The sequence below is a fragment of the Rhodoferax sp. SPJ4 genome (assembly GCF_058216275.1).
In genome coordinates this window covers 1,295,339-1,315,248 of record NZ_JBYZMN010000001.1, presented here as the reverse complement: position 1 = coordinate 1,315,248, position 19,910 = coordinate 1,295,339, and the positions used below count along the sequence as shown (strand labels likewise).

The following is a 19,910-nucleotide window of genomic DNA, read 5'->3' as shown; positions in this document are numbered from 1 at the left end:
CTTACTTCAGGTCGTCGGCAATGACGCGGACGATGCGCTGGGCATTGGCCGAGGTCTCGGGCGTGCCGGTCGCGGTCAACACCGAAACGGTGCTGGACTCGCCTTCACTGGCCACCTTGATGCGGTATTTCAGGGGGCTGGTGTTGACATTGTTGCCACTGAAGATCTTGCTGAAGAAGCCAGGCTCTTTCTTGTCGGCGGTGGGCTCAACGTAGCGCACGAAGTAGGTGCCTTGCGAGCGGTCACGGTCTTCCACGGTGAAGCCGGTGCGGTCCAGCGCGAGGCCGACACGGCGCCAGGCGCGGTCAAAGCCCTCGTCGATCTTGACCACCGGCAGGTTGTTGACCGAGGCCACCCGCGAGGTGGGCTTGTCGGTGCCAGTGGCCAGCAGGGCGCGTGACTGCTCCTGGGACACGCCCAGTTTGACCATCAAACGGCGCAGGAATTCGGCTTCCAGTTCGGGATCGGCCGGGCGGGGCTGCCACACGGTTTCATTGGATTTGGCCCCGCTGTCCTGGCGGTAGACCTCCACCATGCCGCGGTGGCTGATGAAGACCTCGGTGGCGCCGCTGGTGTTGCGCTCGATGCGGGTGCGGAACTTGTCACGCTCGCCGGTGGAGTAGATGGACTCGAACAGCTTGCCAATGGTGTTGCGGATGAAATCCTGCGGCAGCTTAGCCCGGTTTTCGGCGAAGTCGGTTTCCATGATGCCCAGGTTCTGCTGGTCAATGGTCAGCAGAAAACCGTTTTCTTGCCAGAAGTCGCGGATCGGGCTCCACAGCTGGTCGGCCGGGCGGTTGACCACCAGCCAGCGCTGGGTGCCGGCGCGCTCGATGCGCACATCGCCCACAGCGACGGCGGCGGTGGGAACGGAGACATTGGTCTGGCCGGCCTGGTAGCCGCTGGCCGTGATCGGGCCACCGGGCACCACGTAGCGGCTGTCGCGCGACAGCTGGGCCAGGTCGGGCGGCACGGCCAGCGACGGCGCCTTGCCCGAGCTCTTGTAGTCGATCTTGTCGCCTTCCAGCGTCGAGCAGGCCGACAGGGCCAGCAGCAGCGCCAGGGCGGCGATTGGGGTGGTTTTGTTCACGGATCGGTCCTCGTTGTTCAGATCAGGCCGCACTGCTGGAGTGCGCGCTCCACCACCGGGGCATTGCCCTCGGTGAGCGGGGTCATGGGCAGGCGCAGCGCCGGGCCACACAGGCCCATGCGGGCCATGGCCCACTTCACCGGAATGGGGTTGGCTTCGACAAACAGGTGGCGGTGCAGCGGCAGCAGCTGCATCTGGATGCGCATCGCGGTGCGCACGTCGCCGGCCAGCGCGGCCACACACAGTTCGTGCATCAGCTTGGGCGCCACGTTGGCGGTGACGCTGATGTTGCCATGGCCGCCGCACAGCATCAGGGCCACGGCGGTCGGGTCGTCACCCGAGTAGATGTGGAAGCCGGCCGGGGCCTCGCGGATCAGCCATTCGGCGCGCTCGATGTTGCCGGTGGCCTCCTTGATGCCGATGATGCCGGGCACCTGGGTCAGCCGCATCACCGTGTCATGGGCCATGTCGGCCACGGTGCGGCCGGGCACGTTGTACAGCACCATGGGCAGGTCCACCGCTTCGGCAATCGCCTTGAAGTGCTGGTACTGGCCTTCTTGTGTGGGCTTGTTGTAGTAGGGCACGACCTGCAGATGGCAGTCGGCGCCGACGTCACGGGCGAAGCGGGTGAGCTCGATGGCTTCGGCGGTGCTGTTGGCGCCGCAGCCAGCCATGATGGGCACGCGCTTGGCGGCCTGTTCCACCGACACGCGGATGATTTCGCAGTGCTCCGTCACATTGACCGTGGGCGACTCGCCGGTGGTGCCCACCACGCCAATGCAGTCGGTGCCTTCGGCGATGTGCCAGTCGATGAGCTTGCGCAGCGTGGGGTAGTCCACGCTGCCATCCTCGTGCATGGGGGTCGCCAGGGCGACGATGCTGCCAGTGATCGGGGTCATGTTGACGGAGTTGGTCTCAAAAGCTCATTGTACTGAGAGCGCATGGCGGGCCGGCGGCTGCCCGGGTGCGGGCGCCAGCGACTCACGCAGCGCGGCAATGCGCTGCACAAAGCGGTCGGGCCCGGCCAGAAAGCCGTCCTCGTAGGCCACCACCCGCAGGCCCGCACAGCGCTGCAGCAATTCGCCGGGCTGCAGCAGGAAGTCAGGCCGCGAGGGCTTGCCCACGGTCTCGTTGCCCTGGGCAAAGGTCTCGTACAGCAGCACACCACCCGGGGCCAGGCTGGCCAGCAGCGTGGGCCACAGCGGCCGCCACAGGTAGTTGGTCACCACCACCGCGGCAAAGCCTTGCACCGCGCCTTCGGCCATGAAGGGCCAGGGGCCGTTCTCGATGTCGGCCTGGCGCACATCGCCCAACAGGGCCACTGCCGCCACCGCATCGGGCGAGCGATCCACCGCCGCCACCGGGTGGCCGCGCTGGGCAAACCAGCGCAGGTGGCGGCCATGGCCACAGGCCACGTCGAGCACGCGGCCGCCGGCCGGCACCAGGTGCGACCAGCGTTGAATCCAGGGGGAAGGCGGCTCAGTGCCGTGTTGCGGGGAGGCGGTCATGTGTTCGAGGGGAGGGGCGAAGCCGCTGGCCCGGCGCGGCGGGCGCCTGGGCCGAGGACACTCAGCGGGGTTTGACGTCGTCTTTCAGCGCGGCCAGCGCCATGCGATCCACCAGCGCAGGGTTCAGCAAGCGGAGCCAGCGGCCGATCTTGCCGCGCCAGGTCATCACCACGTCGCGCTGGCGGGCGGCCATGCCTTCCAGAATCAGGCGGGCGCATTCCTCTACCGGCATGGCCTGCTCTTCCTTCAGGCCGCTGGCACCGGCGGCCTTGCCGGCCGCGTTGTAGCCGCGGTAACGGATCTGGGTGTCTACCACGCCGGGGTAGGCGATGGTGACGCTGACGCCAGTGGGAACCAGCTCGGTGCGCAGGGCTTCGAAAAAACCGTTCATCGCGAACTTGCTGGCGCCATAGGCTGTGCGGCCCGGCACGCCCACCAGCCCGGCCAGCGAGGACACCGCGACGATGTAGCCCTGGCGTGCGATCAGGTGCGGCAAGGCCTGGTGGGTGCACCACACCGCGCCCCAGTGGTTGACCCGCATCAGCTGCTCGTACCAGCCCATGTCGCTGTCTTTGACATCGGCCAGCATGGCCTGGGCCGACACACCGGCGTTGTTGATCAGCGCGTCGATGCGGCCGAAGCGGGCCACGGCGGCGTCAATCAATGCACGGCAGGCGGCCTCGACCGACACGTCGGTGGGCACCACCAGGGTTTGCGCGGCATGCACTTCGCACTGCTGGGCCACCAGGTTCAGGCTGTCGGTGTTGCGGGCCGCCAGCACCAGGCCGCAGCGCGGGCCATGGGCATGGGCCAGTTGCCGGGCCATCTCGGCGCCGATGCCGTCCGAGGCACCGGTGATCACAAAGATTTTCATCGGCGGGAGCTTAGCACCGGTGCGGAGCGATCCCGGGGCCCCACGCTCAAAAGCAGGACCAGGCCTGGTTGGCCAGCGTGAACAGGAAATCCGGCCGGGTGTAGAGCCAGAAGGCGCCCAGCAGGGCCGCCACCGCCACAGCCCCACCCACCCAGCGGCGCCAGGTGCGAAGGGGTGCCGTGGCCAGGGTCATGCCGCCTTGGCCACGCCGCGGGCCAGCGTGGCTTCCTTGATGGGCAGGTTTAGCAGGGCGGCCAGCACGCCCAGCGCGATGGTGATGGCCCAGACCCCGTCGTAGTTGCCGGTGCGGTCGTACAGCAGGCCGCCCAGCCACACGCCCAGGAAAGAGCCGATCTGGTGCGAGAAGAACACAAAGCCGCCCAGCATGGACAGGTGCTGGATGCCGAAGATCTGCGCCACCAGGCCGTTGGTCAGCGGCACGGTGGACAGCCACAACACCCCCATCACGGCCGAGAACACATAAACCGACATCGGTGTCAGCGGCGCCCACAGAAACAGCGCAATCACCACCGCCCGAGCGCCGTAGATAAAGGCCAGGATGTGCCGTTTGGGCCAGGTCTGGCCCAGCCAGCCGGCCAGGTAGGAGCCGAACACATTGAACAAACCGATCAGCGCCAGCGAATAGCTGGCCACCTGCGGCGACAGGCCATGGTCGCGCAAATAGCTGGGCATGTGCACGCCGATGAACACCACTTGGAAGCCACAGACAAAGTAGCCCAGCATCAGCAGCTGGAAGCTCGGGTAGCGGCAGGCCTCGGCCAGCGCCTGGGCCACGGTTTGCTCCCGCACCGGCGCGGCGCTGCCGCCAAAGCCGGGCTCGCGCAGACCCCAGGCCAGCGGAATCATCACCAGCGCGGCCATGGCCAGCAGCACCAGCGCCTGCTGCCAGCCAAAGTCGCTGATCAGAATGCCCTCCACCGGCACCATCAGAAATTGGCCAAACGAACCGGCCGCCGCGGTGATGCCCATGGCCGAGCTGCGTTTGGCTGCCGACACGTTGCGGCCAATCACCCCGTACACCACGGCGTAGGTCGTGCCGCCCTGTGCCGCGCCGATCAGCAGGCCGGCGGTCAATGCAAACAGCAGCGGCGACGGCGCAAAAGCCATGCCCCACAGGCCCAGGCCGTACAGCAGCGAACAGCCCACGATGACACGGAAGGCGCCAAAACGGTCGGCCAGCATGCCGGCAAAAATGCCCGAAACGCCCCAGGCCAGGTTCTGGATGGCCAGTGCGAAGGCAAAATTCTCGCGCGTCCAACCTTGGGCCTGGGTGATGGGTTGCAGCCACAGGCCGAAGCCGTGGCGTATGCCCATGGACAGCGTGACGACCGCGGCGCCACACACCAGCACCTGGACCATGGAAAGGGGTTTGGAAACAGCAGTCATGCAAAGACTGTAGCCAATTCGCCGTGGCGCCGCTGGCGCGTCAACGACAGCCGATCCGGGCCACAGGCTTGTGGCCTGTGGTTGTATCCAGTGGTTTTCAGGGCGCGTGGCTACAATCGCCGCTTCACTCGACAGCACCATGGCCACCAAACCCCCCAGCGACTACTCTGAAAGTTCGATCCGTGTGCTCAAGGGCCTGGAGCCCGTCAAGCAGCGGCCAGGCATGTACACCCGCACCGACAACCCCTTGCACATCATCCAGGAGGTGCTGGACAACGCGGCCGACGAGGCGCTGGCCGGCCACGGCAAGAAGATCAAGGTCACGCTGCACGCCGACGGCTCGGTCAGCGTGGACGACGACGGCCGCGGCATCCCGTTTGGCCTGCACCCGGAGGAAAAAGCGCCAGTGGTCGAGCTGGTGTTCACCCGGCTGCACGCCGGCGGCAAGTTCGACAAGGGCAAGGGCGGCGCCTACAGCTTCTCCGGCGGCCTGCACGGCGTGGGCGTCAGCGTCACCAACGCCTTGTCCAAGCGGCTGGAAGTCACCAGCCACCGCGAAGGCCAGGTGGCCCGCATCGTGTTCGCCGGTGGCGATGTGGTGGAGCTGCTCTCCACCCGGCCGGCCGCCGAGGGCGACCGCAAGCAGGGCACCAGCGTGCGGGCCTGGCCCGACGCCAAGTACTTCGAGTCCAGCGTCCTGCCCATGACCGAGCTGACGCATTTGCTGCGCAGCAAGGCGGTGCTGATGCCCGGCGTGACGGTCACGCTGGCGCAGGAGAAAACCAAGGACAGCCAGGTCTGGCTGTACAAGGGCGGCCTGCGCGACTACATGACGCAGACGCTGAACGGCGAGCCGGTGATTCCACTGTTCGAGGGCGAGGGTTTTGCCGACAGCGGCCACGAGTCCTTTGCCGAAGGCGAAGGCGCGCAATGGTGTGTGGCCTTCACCGAGGACGGCGCACCGGTGCGCGAGAGCTACGTCAACCTGATCCCCACCAGCGCCGGCGGCACCCACGACAGCGGCCTGCGCGACGGCCTGTTCAACGCCGTCAAAAGCTTCATCGAGCTGCACAGCCTGTTGCCCAAGGGGGTCAAGCTGCTGCCTGAAGACGTGTTCGCCCGCGCCAGCTATGTGCTGAGCGCCAAGGTGCTGGACCCGCAGTTCCAGGGCCAGATCAAGGAGCGGCTGAACTCGCGCGACGCGGTGCGCCTGGTGTCCAGCTTTGTGCGCCCCACGCTGGAGCTGTGGCTGAACCAGCATGTGGACTACGGCAAAAAGCTGGCCGAGCTGGCCATCAAGGCCGCGCAGACCCGGCAGCGCGCCGGCCAGAAGGTCGAAAAACGCAAGGGCTCGGGCGTGGCCGTGCTGCCCGGCAAGCTGACCGACTGCGAAAGCCGTGACCTGGCCCACAACGAGGTGTTCCTGGTCGAGGGCGACTCGGCCGGCGGCAGCGCCAAGATGGGCCGCGACAAGGAAAGCCAGGCCATCCTGCCGCTGCGTGGCAAGGTGCTCAACACCTGGGAAGTGGAGCGCGACCGGCTGTTTGCCAACACCGAAATCCACGACATCGCGGTGGCCATCGGTGTGGACCCGCATGGCCCCAACGACAGCCCTGACCTCACTGGCCTGCGCTATGGCAAGGTCTGCATTCTGAGCGACGCCGACGTGGACGGCTCACACATCCAGGTGCTGCTGCTGACGCTGTTCTTCCGCCATTTCCCCAAGCTCATCGAGGCCGGCCATGTGTTTGTGGCGCGGCCGCCGCTGTTCCGCGTCGATGCGCCGGCGCGCGGCAAAAAGCCGGCCGCCAAGTTCTATGCGCTGGACGAGGGCGAGCTCACCGCCATCCTTGACAAGCTGCGCAAAGAGGGCGTGAAAGAAAACGCCTGGAGCATCAGCCGTTTCAAGGGCCTGGGCGAGATGAATGCCGAGCAGCTGTGGGACACCACGCTCAACCCCGACACCCGCCGCCTGCTGCCGGTGCAGCTGGGCGACCTGGACTTTGCCGGCACCGAGGCCTTGATCACCAAACTGATGGGCAAGGGCGAAGCCGCCGCCCGCCGCGAACTGATGGAACTGCATGGCGACGCGGTCGACATCGACGTCTGACGCCCCCGCCCACCCAATTGAACAAGCCATGAGCGACCAAGCCACCCTGGATTTCCCCGACGGCGCACCGCCGCAACCACCCGTGCCCCCGACGCCGCCCGCCGGCCCCACCGACGGTGACGACAACCTCAACCTGGCCACCTATGCCCAGCGCGCCTACCTGGAGTACGCGCTGAGTGTGGTCAAGGGCCGGGCCCTGCCCGATGTCTGCGACGGCCAGAAGCCGGTGCAGCGCCGCATTCTGTACAGCATGTCGCGCATGGGCCTGGGTTTTGGCGGACCCAACGGCGCCACAGGCGCCAAGCCGGTCAAAAGCGCCCGCGTGGTGGGCGATGTGCTGGGCCGCTTCCACCCGCACGGCGACCAGGCCGCCTACGACGCGCTGGTGCGCATGGCGCAGGACTTTTCGCAACGCTACCCGTTGATCGACGGCCAGGGCAATTTCGGCAGCCGCGACGGCGACGGCGCGGCCGCGATGCGCTACACCGAGGCCCGATTGGCCCGCATCACCAGCCTGCTGCTCGACGAGATCGACGAAGGCACGGTGGACTTCATCCCCAACTACGACGGCAGCACGCAAGAACCCAAGCAACTGCCGGCCCGGCTGCCCTTCACGCTGCTGAACGGCGCCAGCGGCATCGCCGTGGGCCTGGCCACCGAAATCCCCAGCCACAACCTGCGCGAGATCGCCGACGCCTGTGTGGCCTTGGTCAAGAACCCCAAGCTGGCCGAAGAAGAACTGCTGGCGCTGGTGCCCGGCCCCGACTACCCCGGTGGTGGCCAGATCATCAGCCCGGCCGCCGACATCGCCGACGCCTACCGCAACGGCCGCGGCTCGCTGAAGGTGCGGGCGCGCTGGAAGATCGAAGAGCTGGCCCGCGGCCAGTGGCAGCTGGTGGTGACCGAGCTGCCGCCCGGCGTCAGCAGCCAGAAGGTGCTGGAAGAAATTGAGGAAATCACCAACCCCAAGATCAAGGCCGGCAAAAAGGCGCTGACGCAGGACCAGAACCAGCTCAAGGCCAGCATGCTGGCGGTGCTGGACCTGGTGCGTGACGAGTCCAGCAAAGACGCTGCGGTGCGCCTGGTGTTCGAGCCCAAAACCAGCCGCATCCAGCAAAGCGAACTCATCACCGCGCTGCTGGCCCACACCAGCCTGGAAACCTCGGCGCCCATCAACCTCACCATGGTGGGCCTGGACGGCAAACCCATGCTGAAGTCGCTGCGCCAGATGCTGCTGGAATGGATTGCCTTCCGCCAGACCACGGTGGAGCGCCGCTCGCGCCACCGGCTGGACAAGGTGCTGGACCGCATCCACATCCTCGAGGGCCGGCAGCTGGTGTTGCTCAACATCGACGAGGTGATTGCCATCATCCGCAACGCGGACGAGCCCAAGGCCGCGCTGATCGAGCGCTTCAAATTGAGCGACCGCCAGGCCGAAGACATCCTGGAAATCCGGCTGCGCCAGCTGGCCCGGCTGGAGGCCATCAAGATCGAGCAGGAGCTGAAAAACCTGCGCGACGAACAGCAAAAGCTGGAAGAAATCCTGGGCAACCCGGCGTCGCTGCGCCGGCTGATGGTCAAAGAAATCGAGGCCGACGCCAAGCTGTTTGCCGACGCCCGCCGCACGCTGATCCAGGCCGAGAAGAAAGCCGTGGCCGAGGTCAAGGTGGTGGACGAGCCGGTCACGGTGGTGGTGTCGCAAAAGGGCTGGGTGCGGGCCATGAAGGGCTGGAAAGAAGCCCCCAAAGACAACGCCAAGGACAGCGGCCCCACCGAGTACAACTTCAAGGCCGGCGACGGCCTGTACGGCGCCTTCGAGTGCCGCACCGTCGACCAGCTGCTGGTGTGGGGCAGCAATGGCCGGGTGTATTCGGTGCCCGTGGCCGCCTTGCCCGGCGCCCGCGGCGACGGCCAGCCGGTGACCACGCTGATCGAGCTGGAATCCGGCACCCAGATTGCGCACTACTTTGCCGGCCCGGCCAGCGCGGTGCTGCTGCTCAGCAGCTCGGGCGGCTACGGTTTTCTGGCCGCGGTGGAGGCCATGGTGTCGCGGCAGAAGGGCGGCAAGGCCTTCCTCACCTGCAACGAGGGCGACGTGCCCTGTGCGCCCTCGCTGGTGGGCGGTGGCAGTGGCGGCACGCCGCTGGCGGCCGCCACCCATGTGGCCTGCGCGTCCACCGGCGGGCGCTTCCTGACCTTTGAGATCAGCGAGCTCAAGCAAATGACCGGCGGCGGCCGCGGCCTGATGCTGATCGACCTGGACGACAAAGACCGCCTGGCCGGCGCTGCCGCCTACACCCGCAGCGTGCGCATCGACGGCATCGGCCGTGGTGGCAAGGCCAGGGACGAAACCCTGGAAATCCGCAGCCTGAACAACGCCCGCAGCCCACGCGGCCGCAAAGGCAAGCTGGCGGACCTGGGCTTCAAGCCGACGGCGGTGACGCGGGTGGAGTGAGCCTGGCGCTCAGGCCACCTCGGCAATCATCTCGATCTCCACACAAGCCCCCAGCGGCAGCTGGGCCACGCCGAAGGCGCTGCGGGCATGGGCGCCTTTGGCGCCAAACACCTGGCCAATGAGTTCGCTGCAGCCGTTGGTCACCAAATGGTGTTCGGTGTAGTCGGGGCTGGAGTTCACCAGGCTGGTGAGCTTGACGATGCGGGTCACGCTGTTGAGGTCACGGCCGGTGGCCTGCAGCGCGGCCTGCAGCGTGCCCAGCAGGTCGATGGCCACGGCGCGGGCGGCCTGCTGGCCCTCGGCGGTGGCCATGGTGCGGCCCAGCTGGCCGGTCCACACCGCGCCGTTGCGCTTGGCGATGTGGCCGCTCAAATAAACCAACGAACCCGATTGCACAAAGGGCACGTAGGCGGCGGCCGGGGTGGCGACCGGGGGCAGGGTGATCTGCAACTGTTCAAGAGTGGTGTAGACGCTCATGGCGGGCTCGAAAGGGTGGAGGTCAAAAAATGGGTGGGGCCACCGGCTGGCGCGATCGCCGCCAAACCACCTCACTGGCTGTCGGCGGTGGCCATCTCCGGCGCATCGGCAGGCGCCACGGTGACGCGCACCGTGAGTGTATGGTCTGCGCCGCCGTGGATCACGCCGCGCACCGGTGACACGTCGCCGTAGTCGCGGCCGGTGGCCAGGGTCACGTAGTCCTGGCCGGGGGCGCGGTTGTTGGTGGGGTCGAAGTCCAGCCAGCGGCCCACACCGTCACCGGTGGGCAGATACACCGCGGCCCAGGCGTGCGAGGCGTCGGCGCCCAGCAGTCGGGGCTGGCCGGGCGGTGGCTCGGTGAGCATGTAGCCGCTGACGTAGCGGGCCGGCAGGCCCAGGCTGCGGCAGCAGGCCACCATGATGTGGGCAAAGTCCTGGCAGACACCGCGCCGCAGCGTCAGCGCCTCCAGTGGCGGGGTGTGGACCTCGGTGCTGGCGCTGTCGTAGGCAAAGTCGGTGTGGATGCGGGCCATCAGCGCCTGGGCCGCCTCCAGCAACTGCCGGCCCGGCGCAAAGCAGGGCCGGGCGTAGTCGGCAAAGGCGTCGTGGCGCGGCACCAGCGGCGAGGCCAGTGCGAACTCGGCCGCCGGCTCGTAGGGGTGGCTCGCCTGGTAGCGCATGCGCTCGCGCACCGGCTCCCAGGCCAGGCCGGCCTGGGCCGGGTCCACCGGCTCGGGGGCCAGCGTGGCCACCTCGCTGTGTGCGGTGACCACCAGCCGGGTGTGGGCCGCCTGCAGCGAGAAAAAGCTGCGGTGGTTGCCGTACACGTCGGTGTGTTCGGTCACCGTCTGGGGCGTCGGCTCAATCTGCAGGCTGTGGCTCAGCAACTGCTGGCAGGGCGTGTCCACCGGCCGCAAACAGGCCATGTGCTGGGCGGTTTTCACCGCCGGCTCGTAGGCGTAGGCCGTTTCATGAACCACCCGCAGCTTCACCTCAGGCCCCCACGCTGGTTTCGGCTTCGCCGGAATGGGTGAAGTACTGGGCGCCAATGCGGTCGGAAATGTGCCAGGCGCCGCTGCCGCATTGCCGCAGCTGGGCCACCAGCGTGGTGTGCTGGCCGTCGGCATCGGGGTACAGCAGCTCGGCCATGTCCCACTGGCCGGGGTCGGGCACGGCCATGCCCAGCGGGCTCAACTCGCCCGGCGCGGCGCCGTCCAGTTTGGCCAAACGGCTCTTGAGGCTTTGCGCCACCCAGCCCAGGGCTCGGGGGTTTTCGCGGTCCAGCACCAGCAACTCCAGCAACGCGGGCAGGTCGCGCCGTTGCTGGTACTGGGCGTGGAAGGTGATGGTGCTGTCAAACAGCGCCACCAGGGCCTCGAAGGCGGCCTCGTCGTGCACCGCGCCGTCTTCCACCGCCGAGGCCAGCGCCGCCGACAAAAAGCCCAGCCGCTCGATGTGGCGGCCCAGGCTCAGCAGCCGCCAACCGTCGTCGCGGGTCATGCGGTCGGTTTGGGCGCCGGTCACCGCGGCCAGGCTCAGGCTGGCCGATTCCAGCATCTGCAGCGCCGCGCTGGTGCCGGAGTCACCGGGGCTGCGCAGCGCCGCACCGCGCTCGAACATCTCGGCCTCGGTGCGGACGATCAGTTTCCACTGCTCCTGCGACAGCCGCTCGCGCACCGCGGCGGCCGCCAGTTTGGTGGCGCGCAGGTTGTAGCCCACGCTGCGGCAGTCGTCGGAGTTGGCCAGCGAGGCCACCAGCGAGCGCTCGAACACCCGCCTTGCCGCGGTGGCGGCCGGCACGGCCGGGTCGACCAGGCCGTTGGACTGGACCAGCCCGCTGAGCCACTGCAGCAGCGGCTGCGAGGACTGGTCTTCACCGTTCAGCGACTCCAGTGTCAGCCGGGCCAGCCGGATGCTGTTTTCGGTGCGTTCGGTGTAGCGGCCCAGCCAGAACAGGTTTTCGGCGGCGCGGCTGGTGACCAGCCGGCGGCCATGCGGCAGGGCGGCCGAGGCCAGGGCCTGCGGGCTGGGCAGCAGCGTGGTGGTGTCCACCGCGCCGGGCGCCATGACCCAGCAGTCGGCGCTGCTGCCACCACGCTGCATGGACGCCACACCGGCGTCGGAGCCGGCAATGCGGGCCAGGCCGCCGGGCAGCACGCGCCAGGATTGGGGGCCGTCGGACACCGCGTACACCCGCAGCAACACCGACTGCGGCACGATGCGGCCGCCCGAGCCGCCGTTGGCGTCAGGGCGCCAGGTGGGCATTTGCGACAGTGGCAAATAGGCCTGCACCGTGTGCTCGTCGCCCTGGCGCATGATGCGGCCGGCCCATTCGTCGAGCTGGCGGCGCGACTGGTTGCGCCCCAGCACCGCATGGAAAGAACCCTGCTGGCGCGAGCCGCTGTAGGTGGGCTTGATGACGCTGCTGCGCAGCTGGGGCAGGGCGTCTTCCATCGCCGCCCGTTCGCCGCACCACCAGGTGGGCAGGGCCGGCAGTTGCAGGTCTTGCCCGGTGAGCTGGCGGCACAGTGCCGGCAAAAAGCCCAGCAGCGCGGCCGATTCCAGAAAACCCGAACCGGGTGCGTTGGCCACCAGCACGTTGCCGGCGCGGATGGCCTGCAACAGGCCGGGCACACCCAGCCGCGAGTCGGCGCGCAGCTCCAGCGGGTCGAGAAAGGGGTCGTCCAGGCGCTTCAGCAGGCCGTGCACCGGCTCCAGGCCACGCAGGGTTTTCAGGTAGACCCGCTGGTCGCGCACGGTGAGGTCGTTGCCCTCGACCAGGGTCAGGCCCAGGTAGCGGGCCAGGTAGGCGTGCTCGAAATAGGTTTCGTTGTAGGGGCCGGGGGTGAGCAGCGCAATGTGCGCATCGGCGCCAGCGCCACTCATCTGCTTCAGGCTGTCGACCAGTGCCCGGTAGGTGCTGGCCAGCCGCTGCACATGCAGGCCCTCGAAGGCCTTGGGGAACAGCCGGGACACCGCCAGCCGGTTTTCCAGCAGGTAGCCCAGGCCGGACGGGGCCTGGGTGCTTTGCGACACCACCCACCAGTTACCGTCTGGGCCACGGGCCAGATCGAACGCCGCCACATGCAAATGGGTGCCGCCCAGCGGCGTGACACCACACATGGGTCGGATGTAGCCGGGGTGGCCCTGCACCAGCGCGGTGGGCAGCAGGCCCTCGGTCAGCAGGCGCTGGGGTCCGTACACGTCGGCCAGCACCTGCTCCAGCAGGCCCACCCGCTGCCGCACGCCGGCCTCGATCTGGGCCCAGCCGGCGGGGTCGATCAGCAGCGGAAACAGGTCCAGCGACCAGGGGCGCTGGGGGCCGTGGCTATCGGCATAGACGTTGTAGGTGACGCCGTTGTCGCGGATCTGCCGGCCCAGCAGCGCGGTGCGGCGGTTCAAATCCAGCAGGCCATCGGTGCCGATGTGGGTGAAAAAATGCTTCCAGCCGGGCGTCAATGCGGCCGCATCACCGAGGGCCGAGGGCGCGGCTGTCGGGCTGGATTGCGATTGCGACTGGCTTTGGGTCTGGCGTTGCGAGGCCGGGGTGGCCACGGTCAGTGCCGGTGCGGGCGGCGGTGCCACCGGGGCAACGCCCACCAGCGGGGAGGCGGTGTGGCCACGCAGCTCGTCAAAATGCCCAGCCACCGCGGACGGCGCCAGGGCGGCGGCCATGTCGGCTGCGCTGGCGGGTTGGCTGCCGTCAAACAGCGACGGGTGGGGCGGGTGGGGCATGGGGTCCATGGCAGGCAAGGACTCGATTGTCCCATGGCCCCAGTAGGGCCAAGGGCCCATCAGCGCCGTGGAGCTGGCGCTTTTGGGCCCTTGGTGGGCTGCCTGGTCCAGGTCGGCCGGCCGCGGGGGTGGGTGCTCGGTGCTCACCCGCCAGCCCGGTCAGGTGCGCAGGTCCAGCGTGAACGGGAACTCGCGGCTGCCTGGCACATGCAGGGTGGCCGGCGGGACCTTGAGCACGCCGGGCGTGTGGCCCATGCGGACAAAACGCGACATGCGTCGGCTTTCGGCCTCGTAGGAGTTCACCGGGAAGGTGTCGTAGCTGCGGCCGCCGGGATGGGTCACGTGGTACTGGCAGCCGCCCAGCGAGCGGCCCATCCAGGTGTCGACGATGTCGAAGGTGATGGGCGCGTGGATGCCGATGGTGGGATGAAGCGCCGACGGCGGCGCCCAGGCTTTGTAGCGCACGCCCGACACGTACTCGCCCACGGTGCCGGTGGGCTGCATGGGCAGCGCGCGGCCGTTGGCGGTGATGGCGTAGCGGCTGGGGTTGAGGCCGGTGACGCGCACCTCGATGCGCTCCAGTGAGGAGTCGACATAACGGGCGGTGCCGCCGGCGGTGCTCTCCTCACCCATCACATGCCAGGGCTCCAGCGCGTTGCGCAGCGTCAGCTCGATGCCGCTGACCTGGACCTCACCGACCAGCGGGAAGCGGAACTCGAAATGCGGCGCAAACCACGAGGGGTCGAAGGCGTAGCCGGCGCTGTTCATCTCGGCAATGACGTCGGCAAAGTCCATTTGCACAAAGGTGGGCAGCAGGAAACGGTCGTGCAGCTCGGTGCCCCAGCGGGCGGCGGGCGCCTCGTAAGGGGTTTTCCAGAAGCGGGCCACCAGCGCGCGCAGCAGCAGCTGCTGGGAAATGCTCATGCGGGCGTGCGGCGGCATCTCGAAGGCGCGCAGCTCCAGCAGGCCCAGCCGGCCGGTGGCCGAGTCGGGCGAGTACATCTTGTCGATGCTGAACTCGCTGCGGTGGGTGTTGCCGGTGACGTCGATCAGGATGTTGCGCAGGCTGCGGTCGACCAGCCAGGCCGGCATGGCCTGGCCATGTTTTTGGCGCGCCTTGCGGATCTCGGCCAGCGCAATCTCCAGCTCGTACAGCTGATCGTTGCGGGCTTCGTCGACCCGCGGCGCCTGGCTGGTCGGGCCGATGAACATGCCGCTGAACAAATAGCTCAGAGACGGGTGGTTGTGCCAGTACAGCAGCAGGCTGGCCAGCAGCTCGGGCCGGCGCAGAAACGGGCTGTCGGACGGTGTGGCGCCGCCCATCACAAAGTGGTTGCCGCCGCCGGTGCCGGTGTGGCGGCCGTCGGTCATGAACTTCTCGGCCGACAGCCGGGTTTCGAACGCGGCCTCGTACAGGAATTCGGTGTGGGCCACCAGTTCACCCCAGCTGTAGGCCGGGTGGATGTTGACCTCGATCACGCCAGGGTCGGGCGTGACCTGCAGCAATTTGAGGCGCGGGTCGCGTGGCGGTGGGTAGCCCTCCAGCACCACCTTGACGCCCAGCTCGGCCGCAGTGGCTTCCACCGCGGCCAGCAGGTCGAGGTAGTCGTCGACCTCGGCCAGCGGCGGCATGAACACGTAGAGCATGCACGAGGCCTGGCCTTGCTGTTCGGCCTTGGGGCCGTTGGCGCGGCGCGGGTCGCGGGCCTCCACACACAGCGCGGTGCGTATGGTGTCGCTGGCCGACACAAAACGGGAAGGCGGCGAGTTCAGTGTGGCCGCGGCCTGGCTGCCTGCAGGGCCAGTGCCCGCACCGGCAGCCCCTGTTGCAGTGCCGACGCCCCGCATTTGCATCAGCCGGCTGGCTTCGCGCCGGGCGTCGCCGGCCGGGCCTTGCGGCGCGTAGCGGCTGTGCAGCAGGTCGGTGTTGGGCAGCGGGCTGCTGCTGAAGACCGGGTCCATCGGGTCACGCTCGGTCAGATAGGGGTACTCGTTGTCCCGCACCCAGGGCAGCGAGCCCAGCGGCAGGCGGAAACCCATGGGGGAGTCGCCAGGGATCAGGTACATGCGGTCGTCGCGCAGAAACCAGGGGCCGGTTTTCCAGCGGCCGCCCTGCAGGCGCGGGCCGCTGCCGTCGCCCGACGGTGATTGCAGCGGCAGCACATAGCCCACCACCGCGTCCAGCTTCTGGGTGAAGACGCGGCGCAGCCGGGCCCGCTCCAGCTCGTCGTCGAGCCGCGAATCAAAGGGGTCGACGTTGACCGGCAGCTTGTGCTCGCGCCACAGGTAGTACCAGACATCCTCGTAGCCGGGGGTGATGAAGTCGGTGGGCAGGCCCATCTTCTGCGCCAGCAGCGTGGTGAAGCGCTCGGCGTCGGCGCTGGTGTAGTGGCTGGGCACCCGCTCGTCGGCGAACAGATCGGGGTTTTTCCAGACCGGCTGGCCGTCGGCGCGCCAGTAGATGTTGAGGGCCCAGCGCGGCAATTGCTCGCCCGGGTACCACTTGCCCTGGCCAAAGTGCAGGAAGCCGCCCTGACCGTACTCGTCGCGCAGCTTGTGCACCAGCGCGGTGGCGTAGCCGCGTTTGGTCGGGCCCAGCGCGTCGGTGTTCCATTCGGCGGCGTCACGGTCGCTCACCGCCACAAAGGTGGGCTCGCCGCCCATGGTCAGGCGCACATCGCCAGCTTTCAGCTCCTGGTCGACCTTGTCGCCCAAGGCCAGCACCGCGGCCCACTGGTCGTCGGTGTAGGGCTTGGTGACGCGCGGCGATTCATAGATGCGGCTCACCGCCATGTGGTGGCTGAACTCAACCTCGGCCTCGTCCACCGCGCCCTCGATGGGGGCGGCGGCCGAGGGTTGGGGCGTGCAGGCCAGCGGAATGTGGCCCTCACCGGCCAGCAGGCCGGAGGTGGCGTCCAGGCCAATCCAGCCGGCACCGGGCAAATACACCTCGCACCAGGCGTGCAGGTCGGTGAAATCCACCGTGGTGCCGCTGGGGCCGTCCAGCGCCTTGACGTCGGGGGTCAGCTGAATCAAATAGCCCGAGACGAAGCGCGCGGCCAGGCCGCAATGGCGCAGCAGCTGCACCAGCAGCCAGCCGGAATCGCGGCAGGAGCCGGCCGCCAGCTCCAGGGTTTCTTCCGGCGTTTGCACGCCGGGCTCCATGCGGATCAGGTAGCGGATGTCGCTCTGCACCTGCTGGTTCAGCTTGACCAGGAAGTCGATGGTGCGGCCCTTGGTTTGGTCGATCTTGTCGAGGTAGGCCTTGACCAGCGGCGTCATGGGCTCGGTGGCCAGGTAGGGCGTGAGCTCCTGGCTTTGCTCGGCGGTATAGCTGAACGGGAACTGCTCGGCGTAGGGTTCGAGGAAGAAGTCGAAGGGGCTGTAGACCGCCATCTCGACCACCAGGTCCACCGTGATCTTGAATTCGGTGGTTTTCTCCGGAAACACCAGCCGGGCCTGGTAGTTGGCGAACGGGTCTTGCTGCCAGTTGACGAAGTGACCTTCGGGCTCAACCTTCAGCGAGTACGACAAGACCTTGCTGCGGCAATGCGGGGCCGGGCGCAGGCGGATCACCTGCGGGCCCAGCGCCACCAGGCGGTCGTACTGGTAATGGGTGACGTGGTTCAGCGCGGCATGAATGGGCATGGGGTTCTCGGTCTCGGCTCGGTGGGGCGGGGGCGCCTGTCCCATCCTAGCAAGTCCTGAGCCATCCGTTGATGACAAAGCGCCGGGCGATTAGCATCCCGCCATGCCACAGCGCGCCGTCCAGGGCTCGGTTGTCGCCAGCGCCGGTGTGCTGGCGCTGCTGGGCTGGGTGCTGGGTTCGGCGTTGCAATTACAGCAGCCCAGCCTGTGGCCCAGCCCGGTGTACGCCGGGCTGGCGCTGACCGGGCTGGCCGGCGCGGCCTGGGGTGGGCTGCGGCCGGCCCCGGTGCGGCCATGGCTGGCGATGGCCTGGGCGGCGCTGTTCGCCGCGGTGCTGGGTTTTGCCAGTGTGGGCCTGCGCGCCCAGGCCTTCGATGGCCAGCGGCTGGCACCCGAACTGGAGGGCCAGGACCTGCGCCTCAGTGGCACGGTGGCCGCGATGCCGCAGCGCACCGAGTGGGGCTGGCGTTTCCGTTTTGACGTTGAGCAGGCTTGGCATGGGGCAGCGCCGGTAGCCGTGCCCAGCCGGATCGACCTCGGCTGGTATGCCCGCGGCGGTTGGGGCCCGGCCGCTGCCGTACCGCCAGAGGCGCAGGCGCTGCCGGCATTGCGGGCCGGCGAGCGCTGGCAATTCACGGTGCGGCTCAAGGCGCCGCACGGCCAGGTCAACCCACATGGTTTTGACGTGGAGCTGTGGTGGTGGGAGCAGGGCATACAGGCCACCGGCGCGGTGCGCGATGGCCCCAAAGACATGGTCCCACAGCGGCTGGGCGACAGCGGCCGGCACCCGCTGGAGCGGGCCCGGCAGTCGGTGCGCGACGCGATTTTTCTCACCGTGGCCGACCGGCGGCTGGCCGGCGTGGTGGCGGCCCTGGTCACTGGCGACCAGAACGCCATCGAGCGGGCCGACTGGGACATTTACCGCGCCACCGGCGTGGCCCATTTGATGAGCATCTCCGGCCTGCACATCACCATGTTCGCCTGGGGTGCGGCGCTGCTGGTGGGCGCGCTGTGGCGGCGCAGCGCCTGGCTGTGCCTGGCCTGGCCGGCGCCGCAGGCGGCCTTGGCTGGGGGCTTGGCGCTGGCCACCGCCTATGCGCTGTTCAGCGGCTGGGGCGTGCCGGCCCAGCGCACGGTGCTGATGCTGGCCACCGCCGGCCTGCTGCGCTTGGCTGGCGCGCGCTGGCCCTGGCCGGTGGTGGCGCTGCTGGCCATGGCGGTGGTGGTGACGGCCGACCCCTGGGCCTTGCTGCAGGCCGGCTTCTGGCTGAGTTTTGTTGCGGTGGCGGTGCTGTTCGCGTCCGACGCCGGCGCTGAGCCGCTGCCCCAGCGCGCTCTGCGGGCACGCATGGCGGCGCTGTGGCGCGAGCAGTGGGTGGTGACGCTGGCGCTGACGCCGCTGAGCCTGCTGCTGTTTGGCCAGGTCTCGGTGGTGGGGCTGCTGGCCAACCTGGTGGCGATCCCCTGGGTCACGGGGGTGGTCACGCCGCTGGCCTTGCTGGGGGTGGTGTTTGCGCCGCTGTGGACGGTGGCGGCCGGTGCGGTCGATGGCCTGGGCCAGGGGCTGCAATGGCTGGCCAGCCTGCCGGGAGCCACGCTGTCGCGGCCGGCCCCGGCGCTGTGGGCCGGCGCGCTGGGGGTGGCGGGTGGCCTGCTGCTGGTGATGCGCTGGCCGCTGGCGCTGCGGCTGCTGGGCCTGCCGCTGGTGTTGCCGGTGCTGCTGTGGCACAACGCCCGGCCCGGCTCGGGCGAATTCGAGCTGCTGGCGGCCGACGTGGGCCAGGGCAATGCGGTGCTGCTGCGCACCGCCACCCACAGCCTGCTGTACGACGCCGGCCCGCGCTATTCGGTCGACAGCGACGCTGGCCACCGGGTGCTGGTGCCGCTGTTGCGGGCGCTGAACGAGCGACTGGACCTGCTGGTGTTGAGCCACCGCGACCTCGACCACACCGGCGGCGCGCCCGCGGTGCTGGCCATGCAGCCGCAGGCCGGGTTGCTCAGCTCCATCGAGGCCAGCCACCCGCTGCAGGCGCTGCGCCCGGCCCGCCGCTGTGTGGCCGGCCAGCACTGGGAGTGGGACGGCGTGCAGCTGGAGGTGTTGCACCCCCAGCCCGGTGACGAAGACCGTGGTCTCAAAAGCAATGCGCTGAGCTGTGTGCTGCGCATTGCCAACGGTCGGCAGGCGGCGCTGCTGGTGGGCGACATCGAGGCGGCCCAGGAGGCCAGTCTGCTGGCGGCCGGCGCGGCGCTGCGGGCCGACTTGCTGCTGGTGCCCCACCATGGCAGCAAGACCTCGTCGACCGAGGCCTTCGTGGCGGCGGTCCAGCCGCGCTGGGCGCTGGTGCAGGCCGGCTACCGCAACCGCTTCGGCCATCCGGCGGCCGAGGTGGTGGCGCGCTACCGCGGCCAGGGCGTGGCCTTGTTGGACTCGGCCCATTGCGGGGCGTTGCGGTGGTCATCGCTGGCGTCGGCGCCACCCCGCTGCGAGCGGCTGGTGGCGCCGCGCTACTGGCGACACGCCAGTCCGCCAGAATGAGGCCTGCAGGGCCGGTTTGACCGCGACGACCATGGCAGTTGGCCTGTAACTTGCTAAGCTGTAGACAGAA

At 68.7% G+C, this 19,910-nt stretch carries 13 protein-coding genes; 3 read left to right on the top strand and 10 right to left on the bottom strand.

The annotated features are described in order from the left end of the window. Position 1: 1 nt before the first annotated feature. The 6 genes from bamC to AC4BAR_RS06400 all read right to left on the bottom strand — a co-directional run bounded on the left by bamC (position 2) and on the right by AC4BAR_RS06400 (position 4,879). A complete protein-coding gene (gene bamC / locus AC4BAR_RS06425) occupies positions 2–1,090 on the bottom strand; it encodes an NlpB/DapX family lipoprotein (RefSeq protein ID WP_490626977.1) in 1,089 nt (362 codons plus the stop codon). Between the two features lie 17 nt (positions 1,091–1,107). Beyond that, entirely contained in the window at positions 1,108–1,989 is an 882-nt protein-coding gene (dapA, locus tag AC4BAR_RS06420) for a 4-hydroxy-tetrahydrodipicolinate synthase (RefSeq protein ID WP_490626976.1), read from the bottom strand. Between the two features lie 24 nt (positions 1,990–2,013). Continuing rightward, a complete protein-coding gene (locus AC4BAR_RS06415) occupies positions 2,014–2,598 on the bottom strand; it encodes a class I SAM-dependent methyltransferase (RefSeq protein ID WP_490626975.1) in 585 nt (194 codons plus the stop codon). Between the two features lie 61 nt (positions 2,599–2,659). Continuing rightward, positions 2,660–3,472, bottom strand: coding sequence for an SDR family oxidoreductase (locus AC4BAR_RS06410; RefSeq protein WP_490626974.1), 813 nt, complete (start codon positions 3,470–3,472; stop codon positions 2,660–2,662). Positions 3,473–3,518: 46 nt separating this feature from the next. Continuing rightward, positions 3,519–3,665, bottom strand: coding sequence for a hypothetical protein (locus tag AC4BAR_RS06405; RefSeq protein ID WP_490626973.1), 147 nt, complete (start codon positions 3,663–3,665; stop codon positions 3,519–3,521). After that, positions 3,662–4,879, bottom strand: coding sequence for an MFS transporter (locus AC4BAR_RS06400; RefSeq protein ID WP_490626972.1), 1,218 nt, complete (start codon positions 4,877–4,879; stop codon positions 3,662–3,664). Before AC4BAR_RS06400 ends, AC4BAR_RS06405 begins: the two co-directional genes overlap by 4 nt. Positions 4,880–5,018: 139 nt before the next feature. Here AC4BAR_RS06400 and AC4BAR_RS06395 point away from each other — a divergent pair, with 139 nt between their 5' ends. Both AC4BAR_RS06395 and parC read left to right on the top strand, forming a co-directional pair. Continuing rightward, positions 5,019–6,989 (top strand): DNA topoisomerase IV subunit B, encoded by a 1,971-nt coding sequence (locus AC4BAR_RS06395; RefSeq protein ID WP_490626971.1) that lies wholly within the window; start codon positions 5,019–5,021, stop codon positions 6,987–6,989. A 28-nt stretch (positions 6,990–7,017) separates the two neighbouring features. Then, positions 7,018–9,444 (top strand): DNA topoisomerase IV subunit A, encoded by a 2,427-nt coding sequence (parC, locus tag AC4BAR_RS06390; RefSeq protein ID WP_490626970.1) that lies wholly within the window; start codon positions 7,018–7,020, stop codon positions 9,442–9,444. Positions 9,445–9,453: 9 nt separating this feature from the next. Here the strand turns inward: parC and AC4BAR_RS06385 are convergent, their stop codons facing one another. From AC4BAR_RS06385 to AC4BAR_RS06370, 4 genes are all read right to left on the bottom strand, one after another. After that, positions 9,454–9,921, bottom strand: coding sequence for a RidA family protein (locus tag AC4BAR_RS06385; protein WP_490626969.1), 468 nt, complete (start codon positions 9,919–9,921; stop codon positions 9,454–9,456). 71 nt (positions 9,922–9,992) lie between these two features. After that, complete coding sequence (locus tag AC4BAR_RS06380) at positions 9,993–10,913, bottom strand: transglutaminase family protein (RefSeq protein WP_490626968.1); 921 nt, start codon at positions 10,911–10,913, stop codon at positions 9,993–9,995. 1 nt (position 10,914) lies between these two features. Further along, positions 10,915–13,656 (bottom strand): circularly permuted type 2 ATP-grasp protein, encoded by a 2,742-nt coding sequence (locus AC4BAR_RS06375; RefSeq protein WP_490626967.1) that lies wholly within the window; start codon positions 13,654–13,656, stop codon positions 10,915–10,917. A 159-nt stretch (positions 13,657–13,815) separates the two neighbouring features. After that, on the bottom strand, positions 13,816–17,304 hold the full coding sequence (locus tag AC4BAR_RS06370; protein ID WP_490626966.1) for a transglutaminase family protein: 3,489 nt from the start codon (positions 17,302–17,304) through the stop codon (positions 13,816–13,818). Between the two features lie 103 nt (positions 17,305–17,407). On the opposite strand from AC4BAR_RS06370, the gene AC4BAR_RS06365 reads away from it, so the two are divergent. Beyond that, positions 17,408–19,840 carry a DNA internalization-related competence protein ComEC/Rec2 gene (locus AC4BAR_RS06365; RefSeq protein WP_490626965.1) on the top strand — a complete coding sequence of 811 codons (2,433 nt, stop codon included), beginning with the start codon at positions 17,408–17,410 and terminating at the stop codon, positions 19,838–19,840. Positions 19,841–19,910: the final 70 nt, after the last annotated feature.